Consider the following 23355-nt stretch of genomic DNA (forward strand, 5'->3'; position numbering starts at 1 on the left):
CCAAATCTCATACGGTTAACAAGTTACCCATATCGGCTGAAACACGCAGCCGCTATCAAATAGCTTCTTTACAGAAGCATTTTTGAATACTTTTCTAATGATATTAATCTTAGAAATATTTAGGCTTACATCGCCACCTAAACTCTTGAAGTTATAGGTGGAGAATTACGCCTATTTGTTAAAAGCTCATAAATAACAGCTCTAAGTGGGCCTGAACGCCAAAAAGCCGGGGCTATTATACACTATCAAACTTGATTTTCAGCATGTTTGACCAAAAGTTAAGCAAATTGCAAGTGCCGCAACCGCGTTTTATATGCCCCTCAACGCATAACTTAATGCATGATACGCGCTTAATACAGGCCCCCACTAAAGCCTAGTAAATCCGTAATTGCGCCGCTATCCACTCAAACTATGCGCAAAGCCTTGTCATTTACTTGTATTACCTTTAATAGGCATAAACTTGCGTAAGACATTTTGAAGACTCAATAAACTAAGCACAACAATTATTGCTCTCATCCTGCACTTGCCCAAGCAGCGTATGAATCGTTACCGCAGTTGTAGATAGTTTCAGTTTATGCATGAGAGCTTTGGCTTTGGTTGATGCAGGCAGTATTTTGCACCTTTACAGTTGAGCTAATGGCAGGGCACTGGCAATGTTCTATGCCATGTGAGTAAAGGCGCTCAAATCGTGAATATTTTGATGAGTGGCTGTTAATTGCTATGAGAGAGACTGTTCAGGCAGATAGCGTTGTGCGTCTGTTGATGTTGCGTGCAGATTGAGCAGTGTATCTGAGGCTGGTGCTGGCAGATAGAGCAGTGTATCTGAGGCTGGTGCTGGCAGATAGAGCTGTGCATCCGATGCTGGTGCTGGCAGATGATGCGTGCTAGGACGGTTGGTTTGAAAAAAAATGGGGCGCTCTAGGTTGGTAGAGCGCCCCGGGCCACTTTTGGGCTTGGATTAGATTTTTACACCGATAGTTTAGGGAGTGGCGTGTTTAGATGCGCTTAGCTACTTCGCGCTTGTCGCTAGATAATGTTCCAGAAGCATGGTCAGCTAATGACTGCTTGATGTGGTGGAGCTCTTCATCGCTACCAAAGCAAGGTGGAACACCGTGAGCATCTGGATCATGTAAGAACTTGGTAAATACCCAAGAGCCTACGCCATTGCCCAGAACAATTAGAGCAAGACGAGTCCAGTCAGTTAAGCTCATGTCAACTTGTGCCATTGCAAAGAAGCCACAGTTTGCAACGCTGTGCTCAAAGCCAGCGAGCATAAAGAACATAACTGGCATGATGACATATAAAGGATGCTTACCTTTGTTAAAGCCAGAGTAGGCAATATGCATCATTGCGCCACATCCGATTGCCAGGATAAAGGATGAGAGCATAGATGGATCGCCTAACTTGTGCTCTACAACATCATGGATGTGGCTTAAGTCGATGCGAGTAAGGGAGAAGAGGTAGGTTGTTGCACCACAGGCCATGCCATTGAGTACAAACATATAGATGAGGCGGAAAGTGGAGCTGACGTTCCAGTCGCCAACCTTACCAGTGTACAGATATAAGCCCTTTACCATGATGGTGAGCAGGCCTAAAGAGAAGAGGAAGGAACCTACGTAGTTAATTGGTGATGCCACGTAGATAACACAGCCAAGGCCAATAAGAACACCAGCGAGTAAAGACTTGACGGTAAACTGATAGAAAGTAGATTGCATTAACATAGCTAACAAGTACTAAATGACAAGAGACAATAGAAGCGCAATTCACGACAGAGACTAGTTAGTAAAAGCTGCAGCAAAAGATTAATGCTCTGCCAGCCTTACATCCCTCAAATACAAGTTTTGAGGCAACATGACTGTATAGCTGATACGACTAAGACTATAGGCTTTAGGTTAGTTGCCCGTCATGCCGCACCATTAAACTGTCGCGTCTGTTCATTTGCTCACCACCAAGCTTTTATATGAACCTAAGTTAGGTTTGCTTGTGCTTGTGAAAAGAGCGGCGGCCATTGTAGCAAAACTTGTTGCAAATTTTTAGCAACTTCATGTATTTTGCTAGAGCTCATTTGAGTATGCCTAAGCTAATTAAGCTGCAAGTAATTGCGCATACTCTTGCGTAAATACGATGATTTTTTGGGGTTGAGATAGGCTTTGGGTGTATTTAGGAGTAGTTTTCTATCTCTTAGTGGCATTAGTGGCAGGTGCTTTTTTTATAAACAGCAAGAGCTTATGGCTATGTGTATATGTCTGTAACTCTAAAGTAGGCGCTTTGGTAAAGGATTAGGCTCAATCATGGTGCTTAGCAATGGCACAACAACCAATAAAAGTTGGTGGTTTAGCAAACTCATAAACTCATATAACTTTATGTAGATGAGACTCCCTTGTATTTACATGATACTTGAGTGTTTTTGGCATTTAATGCCGATAAATAAGCCAATTGTTTATAAGTATTGCAGCTGTGATGATCTATGAGATAGCGCATCTTTGCTAACTAAAGCACTTTCAATTGTTGCGAGTTATGCTACAGAAATACAATCAGAGTCATCATTTTTATAAATGTGCATCGTATAATTAGAAAGTTGCGAGATGACATTCATCAGCTTCTATGACTCATATAAAGCTTGAGCGAGCATGCTGAATCTTTAGTCAGTACATGCTTGTGGTGTTCTTAAAGCTTAAGTGCAACAGCTTGCTCCTTTAGCTAAGACCATTGAGGTTAAGGATAGCTAGATAAGTTGAATGCTGTTTTGCTTGGTATATTAGGAATACTAGGCACGTAAATGGGCAATTAGCGCTGTGATATCATTTAAACGCAGTTGTGGCTAAGATGTTTTTATCTTGGCTGCTAGAAGTTTTAGCCAAAGTTTTTTGCCCCAATGATTAAGTTGGGATAGTGCTTTATAAAGTGATTTATAAGGTCTCAATGTGGCAAAAATAACTTCACAAAAAGAGATTTTGGCTAAAAGTTGACTTGCTCATCAGTTGCTTGGGTGTTTATCTTTGAGCTGTAAGTAGCTGATGTTTCCTGATCTTTGCTTTGTCAGGAAAAGTATGGCTATAAAAGCGGCTACGAAAATGGTCTAATGACCGTTTAAGACGCTTTTAACCAATGCTGATAGTTAAAACTTATGTTTGTACAGATGGCTGTACTTTGCTCCTTTTGCCTTAAACATAAGCTTTTAGTATCGATACACTAGCCATGCAGCTACAATACACAAGAATTCTATAAGGATCGTCTTCCGGGAGAAAACCAGATGGCATTGCGTAAAGCAGTTATTACAGGCTACGGAATTATTTCCGGCATTGGTGTGGGAAAGACCGCCGTACTTGAGTCCTTGAAGCAAGGCCGCTCAGGTATCGTCAGAGAAGAAGAGTTTGCAGCTATGGGCATGCGCTCACAAGTTGCAGGCATGGTCAACGTGGACTTCAAGGACTACATTGATCGTCGCGATCTGCGCTTCATGGGCGAGGCTGCTGCCTACTCTTACATTGCTATGAAAGAAGCAATTGAGCACGCAGGTCTGCAAGAGTCTGATGTGTCTAACGTTCGTACTGGTCTTATCGTAGGCTCTGGCGGTGGTTCTACTCGTACTACTGTTGAGTCAGCTGATATCCTGCGCGACAAGGGCGTAAAGCGTATTGGCCCTTATGCTGTTACCAAGACCATGAGCTCAACCACCTCAGCCTGTCTGGCAACTCCATTTAAGATTAAGGGCGCATCATTCACCATTAGCTCTGCCTGTGCATCTTCAGCTCACTGTATCCAGGCTGCTTGTGATGAGATCGCTTTAGGTCGTCACGACATTATCTTCGCCGGTGGTGGTGAAGCTGCTGACTGGACTATTGCCTCTTTATTCGACGCAATGGGTGCTCTGTCCACCGCTTACAATGACAACCCAGCAACTGCATCACGTCCATACGATGCTCATCGTGATGGCTTCGTTATCGGTGCTGGTGGCGGTATCGTGGTAATCGAAGAAGAAGAGCATGCTAAGGCTCGTGGCGCTAACATCATTGCCGAGATTGTTGGCTTTGGTGCTACTTCTGACGGTGCTGACATGGTGGCTCCATCAGGCGAAGGCGCTTTCCGTTGCATGAAGATGGCTATGAATGGCGTTGAAGGTCCAATCGACTACATCAACACCCACGGCACCTCAACTGTTTTAGGTGACAACAAGGAATTAGAGGCAATCCGCAACGTATTTGGCGAGAAGTGCCCTCCAATCTCCTCAACTAAGTCCATGACTGGTCACGCTTTAGGCGCAGCTGGTGTTAACGAGGCTATATACAGCTTACTCATGTTAGAAAATGGCTTCATTGCTCCTTCTATCAACATCACTGAGATGGATGAGCACGCTAAGCCATTTGATATTGTAACTGAGACTCGTCAGGCTGATCTGAAGACTGTTATGTCAAATAGCTTCGGCTTCGGCGGTACTAACGCAACTCTCGTAATGCGTAAGTACGGCGCTTAATCAAGCAAAAACACCATTAAGCTCTAGGCTCAATTAATCGAGCCTAATAGCCCCAAAGGCAAATCCAAGGCATGAAAGCCACAATGGATTTGCCTTTGTTGTTTTTACCTCCAAACGCTGCAATTCATAAGCCCCTCAGTAAATCCCATCATCAATCGTAGCTGCCAAGCTCACCATAAAGCCCATCATCAATCATAGCGACTCAGCCCACCATAAAGCACAGCACAGCAAGTCTTATCCGTGTTGACTGACATCTTTTCAGAGTTTTGAAGACACAATATTAGCTTTGTATGTTTTTATTTACAGGTTGTGATTTCTTGACGCTAGGTTGTGCCATAATCCATTATTCAGTTATGACAGTTTCACTTTCTAAGCATTCAGATACAAAGAATATAGAAAGTGCCTAGGCATTTCTCTAAAGTGCTTTGCAATCAGTAGAGAAACATCGCCATATGAGCACGTCTTTTATTTGAAATGCCTAGATGATGATTTATGTATAGGAGTCCAATGTGGCCAAAGCAGGCAAAGAAGTTCAGCGTTTAGATAAGGTTGTCTCCCATCTTACTGGTATGTCCCGTTCTAATGTGTCCAAGCTAATTAAGAATGGCGATGTAACCGTTGATGATGAGGTCATTACTGATTCAGCTGCCAAGATTTGCGTGCACTCAGTCATCGTGATCGCTGGATTTAATGATTCCTTGCCTGATGACGATGGTGATGTTGAACTCGTCAGAGCATCTGATGCGTTTAAAAAGCGCGTCTTCTTGCTCAATAAACCGTATAACTACGTTTGCGCTGATCGCGATAAGAACCACGCCATTGTTACTTCTTTGTTTAGAAATGAGCTTAATTTAGAGAAGTTACATAGCGCTGGTCGTCTTGATATCGACACTACTGGTCTGCTGATCGTTACTGATGATGGCGATCTTAACCATGAGATTACCTCTCCTAAAAAAGAAGTCTCCAAAGTCTATCTAGCACGTTTAGATAAAGCTGTTCCAGAAAGTGCTATTAAGGCTTTTGCCTCAGGTATTAAGCACCCTGAGGAGAAAAAGCGCTATCAGGCTGCAACTTTAACTCTTCTTGATACTAGCGATCTTGATTGTGCGGGCGAACATTGGGCTGCGGTTCAGCTAACTGAAGGACGCTATCATGAGGTTAAGCGCCTCTTTGAGGTAGTCGGCTGTGAAGTGCAGGACTTAGTGCGTGTTGCAGTTGGCTCTTTAACCCTGTCAAGTGAGCTTAACTTAGGTGACTATGTTGCTTTAGATGTAGAGGATCAAAAGAAGCTCTTTGAAAAATCAGAGTTTAGCGTTGAAGAGCTTGTGAACTTACTTAAAGAGTACAAGAGCTCTTTAGAGCGCTCTAAAGTTATCTTCCAGCCAGACTCATTTAAGTTTAACAAGCAAGGTGCTGCAGCTAGCGATACTGACGCACTTGCAACTGCAGCTATCTCTAGCACTCAGGACGCCCATCAAACTCACTTAGATACTAAAGAGGATTTTGAGGATGCTGAAGTCTTTGATGACGATGAGGTCTTTGAAGATGAGGCAGGCGACTTTGACGATTTAGACGAAAACGGCGATCTTCGCATTTATTAACAGTCAGGCGACCCACGCAGCCGTGTAGAACTACATTCATGTACGTAAAAGGTACTTATTATGAGCAAGTATTTTAAAAGTTCAGTTGCCATGTGTATGGCTTTAGCAATTACTACTTTTTCAAGCAACGCTTTAGCTGCTTCTAACGTTGTTGCTGACAAGTCTGACGTGACTATTCCTGTATTTTCAGAGACTGATAAGAGCATTAAGCAGTGCTTATCTTTAGCAAAGACTCCTGATGCTAAGATTGACTGTACTGCTATGGCTCAGGAGAACCTCAATAACTTAGCTGAGAGCAACTACAGCGCCGCTTTAAAGGCTTGCGATACTTACTACGATCCAAATGCTTGCCACCTCTCAGTAAAGCGTGCTCACGATGCTTACCTTTACTACTATGATGAGATGCGTGTAGTCTTCACTACCCTTAATCCAAATGCCAATGACAAAGGCATTGCTCAGACTGACGAGCTCATCTTAAGCATCACTGCTATGCACGCTCGTTTACTTGAAGAGGCCATTAAGACTAGCCAACAGAAAGTAGATAACGTAAGTATCAAATAATGAAGTCTGTTTTATAGCGTGACTCAAGGCAGCTCATGCTGCCTAAATCCTAAGGCTTATGATGAGGCTGCATCTTATTGATGTAGCCTCATCTGTTTTTAGGCAAAACCAACAAGACTCACAGACAAGTATTGCTATATTATCTCGGCAATAAATCATGTATTAGTCAAAATCGAGCGCTATGCCCCGCTTTTACTTTTTGCTAGATGCTAAAATCTTACAAATCACCTTTATCATGGTCTTTGTACACAAGGTACTAGGCATAGTACTTTCTCCCATGATTAATACAAGGTTGTCTGTTTCATTTTTATTTATTGGATTTTGTCATGGAAAAGATTGTTCACACTGATGCCATTGCTATTCCTTCAGAGTACCCACTCCCACGCCCATCATTTGAGCACGAGTGGATTTCCTATGAAACTACTGCTCCTGAGGAGTTAGTTGAGCGCGTTAAGGATGCTACCATCATTGTGACCAACAAGAGCAAGCTTACCGCTGAGGTTTTAGCTCAGTGCCCTAAGCTTAAGTTCATTGCTGAGTTAGCAACTGGCTATAACAACATTGATATCGACTACTGCAAAGAGCACGGTATTGGTGTAGCAAACATTCAGGGTTACAGCACTGATTCTGTTGCAGAGCACGCTATCACTATGATGTTAATGCTCTCCCGCTCCATGATTAAGACCCGTAAGAAGATGGAAGATGGCCTGTGGGTTAACGCTAACTGCTTCTGCCAGCTACCATACCCAATCGTTGATCTTAAGGGCCGTACCTTAACTATTTGTGGTTCAGGCTCTATTGGCTCACGTATTGGTGAGATCGCTAAGGCATTTGGTATGAACGTTATCAAGGCAGAGCGTCGTAATGCTAGCGCTGTTCGTCCAGGCTACACTGCTTTTGCTGAGGCTATTGCTCAGGCAGACTTCTTAACCGTTAACTGCCCTCTCAATGCAGACACTGAGAACCTCATTACTGCAAAAGAAATCGCTACCATGAAGAAGAGCGTCATCATCATTAACAACGCACGTGGTGGTGTAGTAAATGAGCAGGACTTAGTTAAGGCTGTTTTAAACGGCGATATCGCTGGTGCAGCTGCTGACGTTGCATCTGTAGAACCTTTAACCTCAGATCACCCATATGTTCAGCTGCAGAAGAACGATAACTTCTTATTAACCCCTCACCAGGCCTGGATGTCTCACGATTGCTTAATCGCTTTAGTTAAGCAGTTTGGCGAGAACCTTGAGGCTTTCCACAAGGGTGAGTCCTTACGCCGTATCGTCTAATCCACGATAAGGCAAAGAGTGCATCGTATCTACACGATGAGCCAAGCTTCTCATGGCAGTAACTTAAACTGCCATACACAAGGCCCGAGTTTTATACTCGGGCCTTGTGCGTTTTATAAGCTCCAAAAATGCAGAGTACTTGCTCTTAGAACTTTCAGTTTGCACTAAACGATCTATGCCTAACTTGCTTTGCTATGATTAACTTAGTGAGTAATTATTGAGGGCATACTATGGCTAAGTTCGAAATTTGCGTAACCTCTTTGCAAGGAGTTAACGCTGCTTTAGAGGCGGGCGCTGATCGTGTGGAGCTGTGCTCAGGTCTAACTGAGGGTGGTCTAACTCCATCTTATGCGCTGATTAAGCGAGCAGTTGAGATAGGCGGTGATGCTTTAGCTGTGAATGTCTTGATTCGCTCACGCGGTGGCGACTTTTTGTACGATGAAGATGACTTAGAGATGATGCTGCAAGACATTGAGCAGGCCAAAGTTTTAGGCGCTAAAGGTGTAGTTATTGGAGCCTTGAACGCTGATGGCACCATTAATGAAAGCTTCATCAAAGAAGCTGTTACTAGAGCACAAGGCATGACTGTAACCTTCCACCGTGCTTTTGATATGTGTGCAGATCTGAATGCCGCTGCAAAGCTACTCCACAGCTACCACGTTGATTACATCCTCACATCAGGTGGTGAAGCATCTGCTCATAAGGGCATGGCTAAGCTCAGAGAGCTTAATGCCGAGCCTAATCATCCTATCTATATTGCTGCAGCCGGTGTTAACAAGACTAATATCGCTGAGATCGCCAATACTACCAAGATTGAGCAATTCCACTTCTCTGCAAAAGACGTGGTTAAATCCCAAATGGTCTTCACCAACCCGTGCGTGCACATGGGTATACCAGGTGCAGACGAGTACTCCAACCCATGCACCAATCTCTCTGAGATCAGAGCAACCATGCAAGCCATCAACGGTTAGTGTTTCATAGTAGATATTGACATCTACACTTACAGTCACTGTCGACAAATCTCATATATGCAATGCTTAAATACTTGTCTAGTGTATCTAGTTATAGCACGGCTAATTGACTGAAATAGGATCGTTTCATATTTGGCTTGTGCGCCAAATGCTACCTAACAAATTATGAAAACCATAGAGGATCTCACATAATAGAAAGCAAAATGACTTATGTATGCTTTTTGTTAAATTGTTTGGTGTATCTATAGGAATAGCATTATGTTCCGAAGGTAGAGGCTACAAAACAATTTACGAGGCTTTGTATGTTGTGCTTTGCGCGGTCATATCGAAAAAGTAAGCAGAGAAGCAACGCTTTCTCGCGATAGCTTGAGATCTTTGAGGTCTCTTCGCTATGAAGTACCTCAGATCATAAACATGCTCTTGCAAAACAGGCCACTATCACCTGTTTGATTGTGTAGCGAGCATAATTAGATTTAGGAGATAGACCATGGCAGTATATGTAAACACCAATTATTCAGCCCTTCAGGGCCAGCGCTACCTCGGCAATGTCCAGAACTCACTGACTACTACATATCAGCGTTTATCAAGCGGTATGCGTATTAACAGCGCTAAAGACGATGCTGCCGGCCTCCAGATCGCCGATCGTTTAACCTCCCAGATTAACGGCCTCAACCAGGGCAACCGTAATGCATCTGATGGTATCGCCCTTGCCCAGACAGTTGAGTCAGGTATGGATGAAATTTCTGGCATGCTCCAGAAGATCCGTACCCTTGCAGTGCAAGCAGCAAATGGAACAAATACTGGCGAAGACAAAGCAGCACTCTCAAAAGAAGCTACCGCTTTAGCTAATGAAATCAGCCGTATTGCTAAACAAACAACCTACGGTGGCAAGCTTGTTCTTAATGGACAACAAGAAAATGATTTAACTATCTTTTCTAAAGCCCAAGCTAATGATAAAGGTAAAGCAGGTAATATCACTCTGCAAGTAGGATCCAACAAGGGCGACGTAATTAAGTTCTCCATTGATAACATGCAGTTCTCAAAAATTGGTAGCCGAGCTGACAGCACTGGTTTTAAGAAGACTAATGATGACGGTGTTATCAAGATTCAGAACAGCGCTGTTACTTTTGGCTTATCCGTAGCTTCTGGTGCAGCACTCACTATAGCTCTGATGGATAAAATGATTGCCGATGTCGATGCTAAGCGAGCCGATTTGGGCGCGATCCAGAACCGTCTTGAGAGCTCTATCCGCAACCAGTCTAACGTTGCAGCCAATGAGGCTGATGCCCGCTCACGTATTCGTGATGCTGACTTTGCAGAAGAGTCTGCAAACTTATCTCAGCAGTCCATCATTCAGCAGGCAGCCGCTTCCATGCTGATGCAGGCTAACACTCGTCCACAGCTCGGTCTGAGCCTATTAGGTTAATCTGAGGAGCTACAAAAATGGCAGTATATGTAAATATCCCATGACCAAAACGCGCGGCCGGCCGCTGCCCCCTGATGGCAATTTAAGTGGACACCAACACGTATGAAACCCGGGGCCGTGCTGTCCCACTTTGGCAGGTATTAACAAATTACTGCTGTGCACAGCTTTTTATGCTGTTTTCGTAGTCTCTATCTTAACAGCCTAGGATCACTTATAGCTATCAGTTTTCCTAGGCTTTACATCCCCTTATTTCCTTCCCGCCCATTGTCCTTCTTATCATTCTTTCAACATTTACACAAATCCACTTTTCTGCTAATACTGTTCTTAGTTAGCAGGCGTTGGTACCTTGTGTTGGTATTAGATGCTAAAAGCTCGAGTAAAAATTAAGGAACATGGTCTATTTTCGAACCATAAACAGGCATTTCATAAATCCGTATAATAAACCCGAACGTACAGGAAGACCTGTAGCGATTCTTTTATCGTAATGACCATGTTTAGCCTGCTATCTTTGTACATATCTAAATTTTGATGAAGGCTAAATGTAATGCATACATGCACTATCAATTCTGATCGTAATGTATTGCCATCTGAGTCTGGTGATAAGGGGACCAAGCTTCAAGATGTAAATACACGCGATTTGAATAGTAGTAAGTCATCAAATTCTTCCTCTAATGCATTTGTCCATAATTCATCTATCGGTGTAGATGTGCACGAAGCCCTAATGGTTTGTGTATATCAGAAAGCTGATCCATTAACTGGACAAGTATATGAAGAGAAATTTGAGAGTGGAACTACTAAGAAGGATCTAAATGAACTTATCGACTGGATTAAGTCTTTGAATCCAGAGATTATCCTCATGGAGTCTACGGGCGTTTACTGGTTCAGCTTTTATGATTTACTGGAAGATAATGGCCTTAGCGATATCACTGTGGTTGTAAATCCAAGAGACGTTAAAGCAATCAAAGGTAAAAAGACTGATCAGATTGACGCGGCAAGACTTGCTGTCGTGGCTAGAGTTGCTTCTTTTAATAAGTCTTTCATTCCAAATAGAAAGGTTAGAACGACTAAATTGCTAAGCCGTCAACTTACACAGCTAGTTCATGACAGACAACGTACTACTAATCGCATGCATAAGGTACTAGTAACTGCTGGAGCTCATTTAAAACAGGTATTCAGTAAGTTAACTGGCGTTTCTGCACAGAAAGTTTTAGGAGCAATTCTTTCTGGCATGGACGGTACTGAGCTGTACAACTTCATTGAGGAAAACTGCAAGAAGATCAAGAAAAGTACTGATGAGATCTTTGAGGCTGTTCAGATTGTTAACAATGATCCAAATATCATGAGTGCAATCAGACGCCTTGGTAATATCGGCAAATTTCTAGATCAACAGATTGCTGATACAGAGGAACAGCTTGAGGTGTTGCTTGCGCCTCACCGTGATCTCATGTATAGGTTAGAGACAATTCCTGGCGTAAGTCATGTAATTGCCAGAACTGTTGTTAGTGAACTAGGCTCTGATTGGAGTTCATTTGAAAGTCCGCGCAGACTGGCAGCATGGATTGGCTTAGCACCTGGAAATATGATGTCAGCGGGAAAAAATCGCCTTTCACGAACCACTAAAGGTAATAAGTATCTTCGCACACAGCTTGTTCAGGCTGGAAATGCTATCAGCCGAATGAAAACAGGTGGTTTTTTCGAGAAATTCCAAGCTCTTAAGGAACGTTGTGGTCACAACAAAGCTGTTGTTGCTACTGGTCATCGCATTATACGAATCATGTTTGCAATGGTTCGCGATAACACAGAGTTTGCTGATAGTGGTGTTGGTTCCCTTGCCAAACAACGCGTGGCTCGTGCATTGAAAGCAACAAGAAGCCTTTCTGAGGTAGGTTTCAATACAGAGTTTAAGTTGTCTAACTCCAATACTGGAGACACTATCCTTTTAACAAAGTCTACTGCCAAACCGATTAATCCGCCAAAACAAGCTGTCAAGGCAGAGCCAGCAAATGGGCTACACGCCACTCAAATTACAAGCGACGGCGAATCATTCTGCATAGATCCGAATCTGAGTTTGTTTAAAGTATTTGTAGATGGAGCTAAGAAGATCAGTTCGAAATGTATTCTTAGCCATGTAGAGTCACAAATCGCTTCAGCAGCTCCTTTGCTAAAGAAGAGCGATGCTAAAGATAGTCAGAGCACAGTTCTGTTATCAGAATTTGATGAGCTATCTACAGACTCACATCCGGACCTTTAACTAACTTTACAACATCTATTGCACCTGCCGCAATATGGGGTTTAACTACCTTCGTTTTTTTTCGCCTGTATAAAAGCCTATTCCCCACTAACGATCCCTGATATATATCGCATTCTTCGATAAATTTGTCGAGCCAACCTAAGCAAACAGCAATATTCGCGCTACCTACTTTTTGATATCAACGCCCAAACTTAGTTTTGATGCGAATTAATTCTCTCTTTTTACTCAATACCATACATTGCATGCCAATATGTCAGTATAATTCCGAATCAGCATGCTGCTATATTCTAGATACTTTAAGACATCCCAAAATACTGAACGGCATAAATACGACCTTTCCCGAGAAAAAAAGCAGGGGGTTACATAATATACAAACTACTCAGCTCTTCAGGGCCAGCGCTACTTAGGCAATGTTCAGAACTCACTGACTACTACATATCAGCGTTTATCAAGCGGTATGCGTATTAACAGCGCAAAAGATGACGCTGCAGGCCTTCAGATCGCTGACCGTTTAACATCCCAGATTAATGGACTCAACCAGGGTAACCGTAACGCTGCAGATGGTATTGCATTAGCTCAGACCATCGAAGCAGGTATGGATGAGATCTCTGGCATGCTCCAGAAGATTCGTACCCTGACCGTTCAGGCTACTAACGGCACTAACACTAGTGAAGACCGTACTGCAATAGGTAAAGAGATCGTTTCCTTAGCAAACGAAGTAAATCGTATCGCCACTCAAACCACTTTTGCTGGTAAGACAGTATTAAATGGCCAAAGTGCTGATGAGTCTTCACTCTTCGGTAAAGCTGCCCAAAACGGTGGTGATAAGACAAAGGCTGGTCCAGATGGAACTATGACTTTGCAGGTTGGTTCAAATAAGGGCGACACCATCTCCTTTACTGTTCAGTCTGTTATGTTCTCTAAGTTAGCAGGCAATGCTAACTTATTCGATGGTGCTGATAAGTTCTTTAAGAGCGACAACGGTGTTATTAGCATTCAATGGGATAAAATTAGCACAACCCCACCTGCTGCAGGTGCTCAAGGTGCATACCTTGGTGATGTAATCTCCCTTATGGATAGCGCAATTGCTAAGGTTGATGGCATGCGTGCCGATTTAGGTGCCATCCAGAATCGTCTTGAGAGCTCTATCCGCAACCAGTCAAACGTTGCAGCTAATGAGGCTGATGCTCGTAGCCGTATTCGCGATGCTGATTTTGCTGAAGAGTCTGCAAACCTGTCACAGCAGTCCATCATTCAGCAGGCAGCTGCTTCTATGCTGATGCAGGCTAATACCCGTCCTCAGCTTGGCTTAAGCTTACTTGGCTAATAGCTTAGAGTGAGGATTCACTAAGTTTTTTGAGAAGGCAGTCCTTGGTGGCTGCCTTTTCTTATTTTGGGCAGCTTAATTTGTTGTGTATGTGCTGTGAGGTGCATAGACGAGCGTAGAGTGCTATTAGAGACGTCTGTTTTGATTGGCGTGGGCTGATGCTTTTTTCTTAATGATGTGGCTGTATGAGGCGCATATTGCGTTATACGAGCGTTTAAGATGGTGGCTTTTTCTAATGGCCTTGTCGATTGTCTTGTTTTGAGAAGAGTGCTTCGCTGGAGGGGCGTGAGATTTTTTTAGATGGCTTGAGATTTTTTTTGTGGGTAGAAAAGCAAAAGGGAGGCGAAAGCCTCCCGATTTGCTTTGTGAGCAACAGCTCTACAAGTCCTACAGGGCCAATAAACTAGCTTAAAGCCTCTGCTAATTCATACTGATCATCACGGAACTTATGCTTCATGTGCTCAATACACTCGATAATGTCGTGGTGTACGAGCTCGCCACGCTGAATACCGATGCAGCGGCCGGAGTGGCCTTGGTGCAGAAGCTCAACAGCGTAAGCACCCATACGAGAGGCTAATACACGGTCAGCAGCTGATGGAACGCCACCACGCTGGATGTGACCGATAACGGTAGCACGGGTCTCAAGACCGGTACGATCCTCAAGCTCCTTAGCCATTGCGTGAACGTCAGTCTGGTTCTCGCAAACAACTAAGATAGCGTGACGCTTACCAGCAGCAATGGACTTCTCGATTGAGGAGTAAACAGTCTCTTTATCCCATGGCTTCTCTGGAACTAAAACAGCTTCCACACCGCAGGAGATAGCTGCAGAAACAGCTAAGTCACCACAGTGACGACCCATAACCTCAACTACAGCGATACGCTTGTGGGAAGAGCAGGTGTCACGTAAACGGTCGATACAAATAACAGCAGTGTTAAGAGCAGTATCAAAGCCGATAGTGGTATCGGTACCGGCAATATCGTTATCGATAGTGCCAGGAAGACCGATGCATGGGAAACCGAGCTCAGAGATGAGCTTTGCACCCATGTAAGAACCGTCACCGCCAACAACTACTAAAGCATCAATACCGTGCTCTTTCATTACCTCAACGCACTCTTTACGGATGTGCTCTTCTTTGAACTGAGGGAAGCGAGCAGTACCTAAGAAAGTACCACCACGGTTGAGCAGGTTAGATACGCTGACGCGCTCTAATGGGATGATGTTACCCTCGTGAAGGCCTAAGTAACCATCAAGGATACCACAGCACTCGTAGCCGTAATCTAAAGCGGTACGTACAACAGCACGAACTGCAGCGTTCATACCAGGAGCGTCACCACCGGAGGTTAAAATACCAATCTTTTTAATAGCCATGTTTTGTTTCCCGAGCCGGACAAAAGCAAAAAAGAACTCGTGGGTAAGATAAGTCGCAATCACACTCATAATTCACCGTAACAAAGCCCTGCTACAGCAAATTATCGACTAAGGATTTGCATGCTAATGCAAGAGTGCCTTAGTAAAACAAACATCCTGAATGATTTTGGGTATACCTTAATGCATTCAAGCTAATTACCTTGTAGACGCTATTGCATCTGCAAGATCGACTCATCTTAAAGCTGCTAAGTGGCTGCTTAGAGAATTTGTAAGCAGTTACTTAAAGTAGCTTGGTTTACCTACCATTGTACATCTTTGCGAATCAATGTGATACTGATCACACAGTATTTTTTAGATACGAAAAAAGAGCTGACGGTTGCCTAGCTCTTAAAATTATCTTGTAACAATGGTTTAAACGCTAATAAAGATAAGCACTGATAACTAATATTAAGCATGATCGCGCTAGCTTGTTCAGATGTAATACATGTACATACTTGCATGGCGTAATCTACTCTTAGTTATGAGTTGATATCTTGTTAAGTAAGGAGCGTGATCTTGATGCTAACAAGAGCATACAGCCCCTTACTTAATAAGAAGATGGCAAGAAAACTCGACTTTTAAAAGTGAAGGCTTTGCTTGCCACCCTCATTAAAGCTATTTAACGCTATTAGGCGTTAGCAACAGCTGCCTCAATGATAGCAGTGAAGTCAGGAGCCTTCAGAGAGGCACCACCAACGAGACCGCCGTCGATATCAGCCTGAGCAAATAACTCTGGAGCAGTCTTAGCGTTGCAAGAACCACCGTAGAGGATACGTACGCCGTCAGCAACTTCCTTAGAGAACTCTGCTAAGTAAGCGCGGATGTCAGCGTGAACCTTCTGAGCAATCTCAGGGGTAGCAGTCTTACCGGTACCGATAGCCCAGATTGGCTCGTAAGCGATAACTGCGTTCTTGAAAGAATCGATGCCGCAAAGGTCGATAACAGCCTTTAACTCATCGCGAACAACGTCCATAGTCTGACCGGCGTCGAACTGAGCTTCGGACTCTCCAACGCAAAGAACAGGGATAAGGCCGTTCTGCTGAGCTGCCTGATACTTCTGAGCGACGTACTCGTTTGACTCCTTGTGGTAGTCACGACGCTCGGAGTGACCAACGATAGCGTAGGTGCAGCCGAACTCACGTAACATTACAGGAGAGTTTTCACCAGTGTAAGCGCCAGAGGTGTGGATATCGCAATCTTCTGAACCGTAGGCAAGCTTAGAACCAGCAGATAACTGCTCTACCATGCCAATGAAAACGGCAGGGGCACATACTGCAACTTCAGCCATGCCTGCAGCCTTGTTTGCTGGCTCCTTTAAAGCATTAACCAAAGCAGTAACGGACTCCTTGGTACCATTGAGCTTCCAGTTGCCCATTACAAGAGGTGTTCTCATGATCGGTCTCCAAATCAAAATGTACGAATCATCGTTAAGCGCCTGCGACTAGTACGATGCAGCTTAAGCATAAAAGCTTTGCACTCAGCGAATTAATGATAGTTATGATACAGCATTTTGATAAGTTTTAGCATGTCATTGCAAGTGCTATCTGAATGCATTGAGCTAGTGTTAAGCGCATAAGGCTTATGAACGTCGGTAGAAAGCCAATTTGCAGCTGTGCAAGCTTTTGCAATCTAGATCTTATTTTGCAAAAGACGCGCATTAGCTGTGCAAATAATTTGACGTACAAGTGCATTTAGAGGCCAATTTAGCACGAGATAATTGTCATAAAAATATGATCATTTGAGTTTCTATGAAATAGGAGTTTAGGTTATCTATTCAATCGTGGTGGTCGGTGCAAAAATCTGCATTTGATAGGCTATTTGAATAGATGTGCTATAGCGGTGTGAGGCAGTTGCTCGCTATCTTGCGTTAAAGACTCTTTAGTGCAGCACTGAGGGATATGTTTAAGTTGTGGCAGGAAAAATTGCTTAAGTGACAATGGTGATAAAGAGGGATGTGCACTGAGGTAGGTCGTGGTTGTACAACTCGTTTTTGTAGTGCTATGTAGATTGCTTTTGATTATTTGGGGGCCGCAAAAACAAACAAAGCCAAACTTAGCTTTGATGCTTGAGTTTAGCTTTGCTTAAAATGCTCGATCAAAAGCACTCACTGATGAGCGATTTGCATGCAGTAATGCTTTTGTTTGAGATGGACTTATTCAGCGTCCTTAGCCTCTTCGCCGTCAGCTAGACGCTTAGCAGCCTCAGCAACTTCGTTGAGCTCTTCTAAGGTGAAGTCGTAGTGGTACTTAGAAGCTAACTTAACGAGCTGCTCTTTGAAGGTGTCACAAGCTGGAATAGCAGAGAACTCATAGTTCAGAGCTTCGTTGGTGTCTAATGCGTTGAAGAAGTTGATGATGTTTTCGACTGCCATAAGTCATCTCCATTTGTACTAGGCAAGATTCTTTTGGTCAGTTATTCACTGACTTGTTAGTTAGCATACACGCAAAGCTTATACCCAAGATAGCTAAAATCTACAATAACGTGATCAAGTCTCAATCAATTGCAGGTACATTGATATCGCTAAGCCGCATGTATATGCTGTTTGTTGCTTGATTGTGCAGCAAGAAATTTTTCTTAGTATGTATCTACCTATCAAAGACATTAGCATCATTGAATGTGTCTTATTGCCGCTTAGTAAGTTTTGTTGCAACAAAGCCATGCCGCTGTGGCAAGAACAGTTCAAGAGTGTATTGCTAGGCTAGCCTTGTTATCATTTGCATGATGGCTATTGCACATGTGCTTGCACGGTTAGCTTAGCTTAGCTTGTACATGTGGCTAAGGGAATATCTTTGCTATCTCTTGGGTCTTTAGTCGTGAGAGGTCTTTTCGACTACATCAGCAATGACTGCATCAAGTAGCGAGGCAATATCTTGAGGTTTCATGCCCACAGACATGCCACGTTTGCCTGCAGATACCAATATCTCCTCTTGATTGAGTGCTGACTCATCGAGAATGGTAATGGAGTGGCGTTTTTGTCCAAAGGGACTAATGCCGCCAACAACATAGCCAGTAACTCTTTGCGCAGTAGCAGGATCTACTGTTTGTAATTCCTTGAGCTTAACGGCACGGGCTGCTGTTTTTAAAGATATACGGCCACTGACCGGCACAATGCAGGTAACGTATGTCTTATCGTGGTTGAGGATGATAGTTTTGAAAACTTTGTTCTCGTCCATGTTGAGAGCATGGGCCGCATGCTTACCAAAGTCGTGGGTATCAGCTTCGTATTCATAAACCTTGTAGCTAGCCTTGTTCTTGGCCAAAAAGTCCAATGCAGGTGTCTTCATCTCAACCTCCTTAGAGCATATAGGCTCTGCACTTTTGGCATCATACCACTTGCATAGTTTGATGATGACTTCATGCTAAAAAATTTGCGTGGAGCGTATGTGATTGTGGCTTTGAAGCTTTTTTACTATGAAAAATAGTATGTCTTAGTGTGGCTTGGATTGACATGTTTTTGCTTAGGCTGGCTTATCTTGGCATGTCTTTGCTTAGACTAGCTTGGCTTGCCATGCTTTGTTTTGCAATGAGGGAGAGGCGAGCGCTATGGTTTGTCCGACTAAATTTTGCATAAGAGTCATGTTTGTTTGTGCCAAGATAACAAGGTCGGTTATTATGATGGTTTGACTGGCAGCTATTAAGCCTTGGTGCTTTTTTAGCCTAGCTCTCGTATAGGCTAGTGCTTGGGCATTGCTTGCTAGCGTTAGATGATTTGGTAGAGTAGGGAATTTTGCACTAATGGAAATTAAGCTTGCATCCTGGAATGTAAACGGCATCCGTGCTGTAGCTCAAAAAGAGGCTTGGCTCAATTGGTTTGCCGAGGATAAGTACGATGTTATTGGTTTTCAGGAGACTAAGGCTGAGCAAAAGCAGATTCCTGAAGAGATCGTTAATAAGCCAGGCTATCACTCATACTTCTGCTCATCAGTAGTTAAGAAGGGTTACTCAGGTACTGCTGTTTTCTCTAAGATCGAACCTAAGAGCGTAGAGTTAGAGCTCCCTGAAGAGGCTTTCCAAGGTGAAGGTCGTATTGTTCACTTAGAGTTTGAGAAGTTCCACTTCTTCAATGGCTATTTCCCAAATGGCGGTGGTGAAGTCTTAGACGAGAATGGTAAGCCAATTAAGGGCGAGTTTAAGCGCGTTCCATATAAGATGGGCTTCTTTGACAGCTTCTTTAAGTATGCTCAGGAATTGCGTAAGACTAAGCCAATTGTTGTTTGTGGTGACTTTAATATTGCTCACCAGGCTATCGACTTAGCCCGTCCTAAGACCAATGTATACAATACTGGCTTCTTACAGATTGAGCGTGACTTCTTAGATAAGTTCACTCAGGCCGGCTACATTGACACCTTCCGTCATGTTCACGGCAATGTTGAAGAGATGTACTCATGGTGGTCATATAAGATGCGTGCTCGTGAGAAGAACGTAGGATGGAGAATCGATTACTTCTTCGTCTCAGAAGAGCTCAAGGACAACATCAAAGATGCCACTATCGAAAAGGATGTATTTGGCTCTGATCACTGCCCAGTTACATTAACTTTAGACATCTAAACAAGCAAAAACTAAGACTCTACCTTTAGCTTAATAGCTTGATTTTGCAGCTTTATTGGCCCGATTGATTTTTATTGGGCGCTGTGGGTAGTAGTTTGGTTTAGGTTCTACAAAGGCATAGCTGTTCATGGTGTAGCGGCTGTGCCTTTGTTGTTTTTAGAGCATTTAAAGTGTCGGCAAGTTATGCTGTAGCTAGCTCTGACATGGCTTTTGTATGATTTCAATCTCATTTTTGACAACCAACTAAACTCAAGTAAGCCTAGAGTTTGTGGCGGGCGTATGATTAAAGGTGCGTGATAGTGTTTATGGGCTTTGGGTGTAAATGGCTAGGCTTTTTTAAGCTTGCTCTTCACTGTCATGAGGCGAGACAAATGTACATTTGATCTCAAGAACAAAGGAGTTACAAATGGCAACTAAGAATTATCGTTTTGCAGAGCGTGCTGACATTCCGCTCATCATCAAATTCATTAAAGATCTAGCTCACTTTGAGCATCTTGAGTCTGAGGTTACTGCCACACCTGAGTTGCTTGAGGACTGGTTATTTGCTCGCAAAACTGCAGAAGTAGTTTTTGCGTTAGATTCATCAGGCAACGAAGTTGGCTTTGCTCTGTTCTATCACAACTTCTCTACTTTCCTTGGCAAGGGTGGTATTCATCTTGAGGATCTGTTCGTAATCCCAGAGTACCGTAAGCTTGGCTATGGTAAGTTTTTACTGCATGTATTAGCTAGCATTGCTATTGAGCGTAAGTGCGGCCGTTTAGAACTTGATTGCTTAGATTGGAATACCAATGCCATCGAGTTTTATAAGAAGTACAACCCAACCATTATGGATGATTGGACAACTTATCGTTTCACAGGCGACTCTTTACAAGGCTTAGCTGATCTCGAGGTATAGCCTGTTAACAAGGCTCGTCCTTGAAAGTTTTCTTCTTACTTTCCTCAACTATTCATCACAGACGGGGTAGTGCTTTGGTTTTCACTAAAGATCTACCCCGTCTTATTTTTGCCTCAGGAAAGACAGCCTTGCTTTGATCGTTGCCCTTTTTTGATCTTGGATTTATGGCCAGTCTTAAGATCTTAGGTAGGGTGTGGGCGCTGTTTTTGATCTTGGCTAACTCAACTCTTCGGATACGTCCTTTACTTTTGTATGCTTTGAAGTACGCGCCATTGTTGTCAGGCTATATCTTGCTGTGATGGGATCTGTTAGTGAGCTTTTATATAAGTTGGAGTGGAGTTTCATGGTGGGCTTAGGTTTTTGCGGGGTGAGCTTCTTTTTGGGGGCGTCTTCAGTGTAAAGAGGATGTCAGAATATGATGGTTTTCAGTCAAAGCCATTTGCCAAATGGCGTGTAAAGTAGGATGATGTACAAGCGCGCCAATATGGTGCGTATATATGGGGCATAGCATCTGACTTGCTTCAAATGTGAGCAAATTGACCTGTAAAGCCTTATCTATACTGTAGTGTGCTTGTAACTAATTAGATCACTCCATACAATGTCAGACACGAATCTGAGCTTGTCTTAGATTATTAATTGGTCACTTGTAACACTTTGGCCTGTGCCATAAATACGGCACGCAAAGAGTATTAAGCGATTAGCACTGACGATTTTTAAGGCTGATGGGGGCCGATTCGTTCTGCTTCGGGGATAGCTCTTGTTAATCTCGTGTGCATCTCTTGATGCAAGGTTCTCAAGCAAAACTTATATGCCACATTATCTTTATTTAATGTCGGTTGTTTTGTTTACCGCCTTGTTAAGTGCTTAGCTTAGTATTTTTTAGGTCACACGTTCTTCGCGTTATAGAAATATTGACGGTGGCATAGTGTTTAGACCGAACTGCAAGCGCGTGCGCTTGTTATTCAACAACAGAAACAAAGGAAAGGTCTTGTAAGTAGGCATGAGCTTATGAACATAGACCAGCAATTGATATGAATGTAATTCAAGTATTACCGAAGATCGGTAAGCTCTTTGAGCGATTTACCACAGCGTTATCAATCCTCTCAACTGTTGCAGTTCGCTTCTACTATTACTACCTAACCTACACCAACAAGTAAGAAAAAAAGGTGGTTTCTATGAACCTGATTAACGAACCAATGATCCCACAGCCGCCATTATTCCGCGACGGTATTGTGGACACAAGGATTAACAACGTGTTACCTCTGCTCCCTCCAGTGGCCATTATCGAAAAGTTTCCGACCACTCCAGCTGCCGACAGCTTAGTACTTCAGACCCGTCAAGCCATTCACAACGCAATGCAGGGTCTTGATGACCGTTTAGTAGTTATCACCGGTCCATGCTCTATCCATGACACCAAGGCTGCCATGGAATACGCTCAGCGCTTACTGCCACTGCGTGAAAAGTACAAGGATCAGCTCGAAGTTATCATGCGTGTATACTTTGAGAAGCCACGCACCACTGTAGGTTGGAAGGGCCTTATTAATGACCCTAACATGGATGGTTCATACGACATTAACAACGGCCTGCGTATCGCTCGTAAGCTCTTAGTTGATGTCAACGCTATCGGTATGCCTGCAGCTACTGAGTTCTTGGACATGATCTCTCCACAGTACATCGATGAGCTCATCTCTTGGGCTGCTGTGGGTGCACGTACTACCGAGTCCCAAATTCACCGTGAGCTTGCCTCAGGTATGTCTTGCCCAATTGGCTTTAAGAACGCTACTGACGGTTCTGCTAAGATTGCTGTTGATGCAGTGGTCGCTGCTCAGCATGAGCACACCTTCATGACTGTTACTAAGATGGGTCATGTAGCTATTGCTCATACTCGTGGTAACGAGGATTGCCACATTATTTTACGTGGTGGTAAGACTCCTAACTTCCAAGCTGAGGCAGTTGCTGACGCATGCTCTATGCTTGGCAAGGCTAAGCTCCCAGAGCGCGTCATGATTGACTTCTCACACTCTAACAGCTTAAAGCAGTTCAAGAAGCAGTTAGATGTTTGCACCGATGTTTGCAATCAGATCGCTTCAGGTTCACACAGCATTTTCGGCATCATGATCGAAAGTCACTTAGTAGAAGGTCGTCAAGATCTCTGCGATGACAATTCTAAGCTTAATTACGGCCAGTCCATCACCGACGCTTGCGTAGGTTGGGAAGATACCGAGATCATGTTAAAGCAGCTCAACGACGCAGTAATTGCCCGTCGTAACAATAAGGCTTAATCGATATACTCGACAAGTCTTACCTCCTCTAGCACCTCCACTGTCGTATGTTCAATTACAAGGCAGTGGTGGTAGCAAAACTCTCAGTTTGTGCAGTGCTTGGTTTACACATCGATAATACTGCCAAACTAAACTCCCCCACAACACCGAAACTAAACTATTACGTGCATGAGCTAGACATAGCTGTTAGATATTGCATGTCCTTACTATTTTTACGATACAGGCTCGTGTAGTGCGCTCAGTTGCTCAGTAGCTCAGTTACTCGAGTAGCGAAGCGCAGTAGCTCAGTTATTCATGTAGCAAAGCGCAGTAGCTTAGTTACTCGTGT

The 23355-nt window shown here is 43.5% G+C and carries 17 protein-coding genes and 1 pseudogene; 13 read left to right on the top strand and 5 right to left on the bottom strand.

All coding sequences use genetic code 11. From position 1 onward, the window contains the following. Positions 1 to 995: 995 nt before the first annotated feature. Positions 996 to 1715, bottom strand: a complete 720-nt coding sequence (locus tag RDO37_RS08565) for a formate/nitrite transporter family protein (RefSeq protein WP_308498790.1) — start codon at positions 1713 to 1715, stop codon at positions 996 to 998. A gap of 1544 nt (positions 1716 to 3259) precedes the next feature. Here RDO37_RS08565 and fabB point away from each other — a divergent pair. The 9 genes and pseudogenes from fabB to RDO37_RS08610 all read left to right on the top strand — a co-directional run bounded on the left by fabB (position 3260) and on the right by RDO37_RS08610 (position 13894). Next, a complete protein-coding gene (gene fabB, locus RDO37_RS08570; RefSeq protein WP_308498804.1) occupies positions 3260 to 4474 on the top strand; it encodes a beta-ketoacyl-ACP synthase I in 1215 nt (404 codons plus the stop codon). 509 nt (positions 4475 to 4983) lie between these two features. Continuing rightward, complete coding sequence (locus tag RDO37_RS08575; RefSeq protein ID WP_308498791.1) at positions 4984 to 6075, top strand: pseudouridine synthase; 1092 nt, start codon at positions 4984 to 4986, stop codon at positions 6073 to 6075. 60 nt (positions 6076 to 6135) lie between these two features. Then, positions 6136 to 6636, top strand: coding sequence for a hypothetical protein (locus tag RDO37_RS08580; RefSeq protein WP_027939915.1), 501 nt, complete (start codon positions 6136 to 6138; stop codon positions 6634 to 6636). 326 nt (positions 6637 to 6962) lie between these two features. Continuing rightward, positions 6963 to 7919, top strand: a complete 957-nt coding sequence (locus RDO37_RS08585) for a D-2-hydroxyacid dehydrogenase (RefSeq protein WP_303073785.1) — start codon at positions 6963 to 6965, stop codon at positions 7917 to 7919. Positions 7920 to 8149: 230 nt separating this feature from the next. Beyond that, a complete protein-coding gene (locus tag RDO37_RS08590; protein ID WP_308498792.1) occupies positions 8150 to 8890 on the top strand; it encodes a copper homeostasis protein CutC in 741 nt (246 codons plus the stop codon). A gap of 487 nt (positions 8891 to 9377) precedes the next feature. Beyond that, a complete protein-coding gene (locus RDO37_RS08595; protein WP_281710499.1) occupies positions 9378 to 10316 on the top strand; it encodes a flagellin in 939 nt (312 codons plus the stop codon). Positions 10317 to 10860: 544 nt separating this feature from the next. Then, positions 10861 to 12567 carry an IS110 family transposase gene (locus RDO37_RS08600; RefSeq protein WP_308498793.1) on the top strand — a complete coding sequence of 569 codons (1707 nt, stop codon included), beginning with the start codon at positions 10861 to 10863 and terminating at the stop codon, positions 12565 to 12567. Positions 12568 to 12949: 382 nt separating this feature from the next. Beyond that, positions 12950 to 13333, top strand: a pseudogene (locus RDO37_RS08605) (flagellin); the annotation flags it as partial. A 306-nt stretch (positions 13334 to 13639) separates the two neighbouring features. After that, positions 13640 to 13894 (top strand): flagellin, encoded by a 255-nt coding sequence (locus RDO37_RS08610; protein ID WP_308498805.1) that lies wholly within the window; start codon positions 13640 to 13642, stop codon positions 13892 to 13894. A 403-nt stretch (positions 13895 to 14297) separates the two neighbouring features. Here the strand turns inward: RDO37_RS08610 and pfkA are convergent, their stop codons facing one another. The 4 genes from pfkA to ybaK all read right to left on the bottom strand — a co-directional run bounded on the left by pfkA (position 14298) and on the right by ybaK (position 18586). Next, positions 14298 to 15263, bottom strand: coding sequence for a 6-phosphofructokinase (gene pfkA, locus RDO37_RS08615; protein WP_273326682.1), 966 nt, complete (start codon positions 15261 to 15263; stop codon positions 14298 to 14300). Between the two features lie 667 nt (positions 15264 to 15930). Then, a complete protein-coding gene (gene tpiA / locus RDO37_RS08620; protein WP_308498794.1) occupies positions 15931 to 16695 on the bottom strand; it encodes a triose-phosphate isomerase in 765 nt (254 codons plus the stop codon). A gap of 759 nt (positions 16696 to 17454) precedes the next feature. After that, on the bottom strand, positions 17455 to 17673 hold the full coding sequence (locus RDO37_RS08625) for a Nif11 family protein (RefSeq protein ID WP_027939907.1): 219 nt from the start codon (positions 17671 to 17673) through the stop codon (positions 17455 to 17457). Positions 17674 to 18109: 436 nt separating this feature from the next. Next, positions 18110 to 18586, bottom strand: coding sequence for a Cys-tRNA(Pro) deacylase (gene ybaK / locus RDO37_RS08630; RefSeq protein WP_308498795.1), 477 nt, complete (start codon positions 18584 to 18586; stop codon positions 18110 to 18112). Between the two features lie 451 nt (positions 18587 to 19037). On the opposite strand from ybaK, the gene RDO37_RS08635 reads away from it, so the two are divergent. The 4 genes from RDO37_RS08635 (at position 19038) to aroG (ending at position 23027) form a co-directional block, all read left to right on the top strand. Further along, positions 19038 to 19850, top strand: a complete 813-nt coding sequence (locus tag RDO37_RS08635) for an exodeoxyribonuclease III (protein WP_027939905.1) — start codon at positions 19038 to 19040, stop codon at positions 19848 to 19850. 406 nt (positions 19851 to 20256) lie between these two features. Then, positions 20257 to 20745 carry a GNAT family N-acetyltransferase gene (locus tag RDO37_RS08640; protein ID WP_027939904.1) on the top strand — a complete coding sequence of 163 codons (489 nt, stop codon included), beginning with the start codon at positions 20257 to 20259 and terminating at the stop codon, positions 20743 to 20745. Positions 20746 to 21776: 1031 nt separating this feature from the next. Beyond that, a complete protein-coding gene (locus tag RDO37_RS08645) occupies positions 21777 to 21902 on the top strand; it encodes a hypothetical protein (RefSeq protein WP_308498796.1) in 126 nt (41 codons plus the stop codon). Positions 21903 to 21920: 18 nt separating this feature from the next. Further along, positions 21921 to 23027 (top strand): 3-deoxy-7-phosphoheptulonate synthase AroG, encoded by a 1107-nt coding sequence (gene aroG / locus RDO37_RS08650; protein ID WP_084281723.1) that lies wholly within the window; start codon positions 21921 to 21923, stop codon positions 23025 to 23027. Positions 23028 to 23355: the final 328 nt, after the last annotated feature.

The sequence above is a fragment of the uncultured Anaerobiospirillum sp. genome (assembly GCF_902485895.1).
GTDB classification, from domain to species: Bacteria; Pseudomonadota; Gammaproteobacteria; order Enterobacterales; family Succinivibrionaceae; genus Anaerobiospirillum; species Anaerobiospirillum succiniciproducens.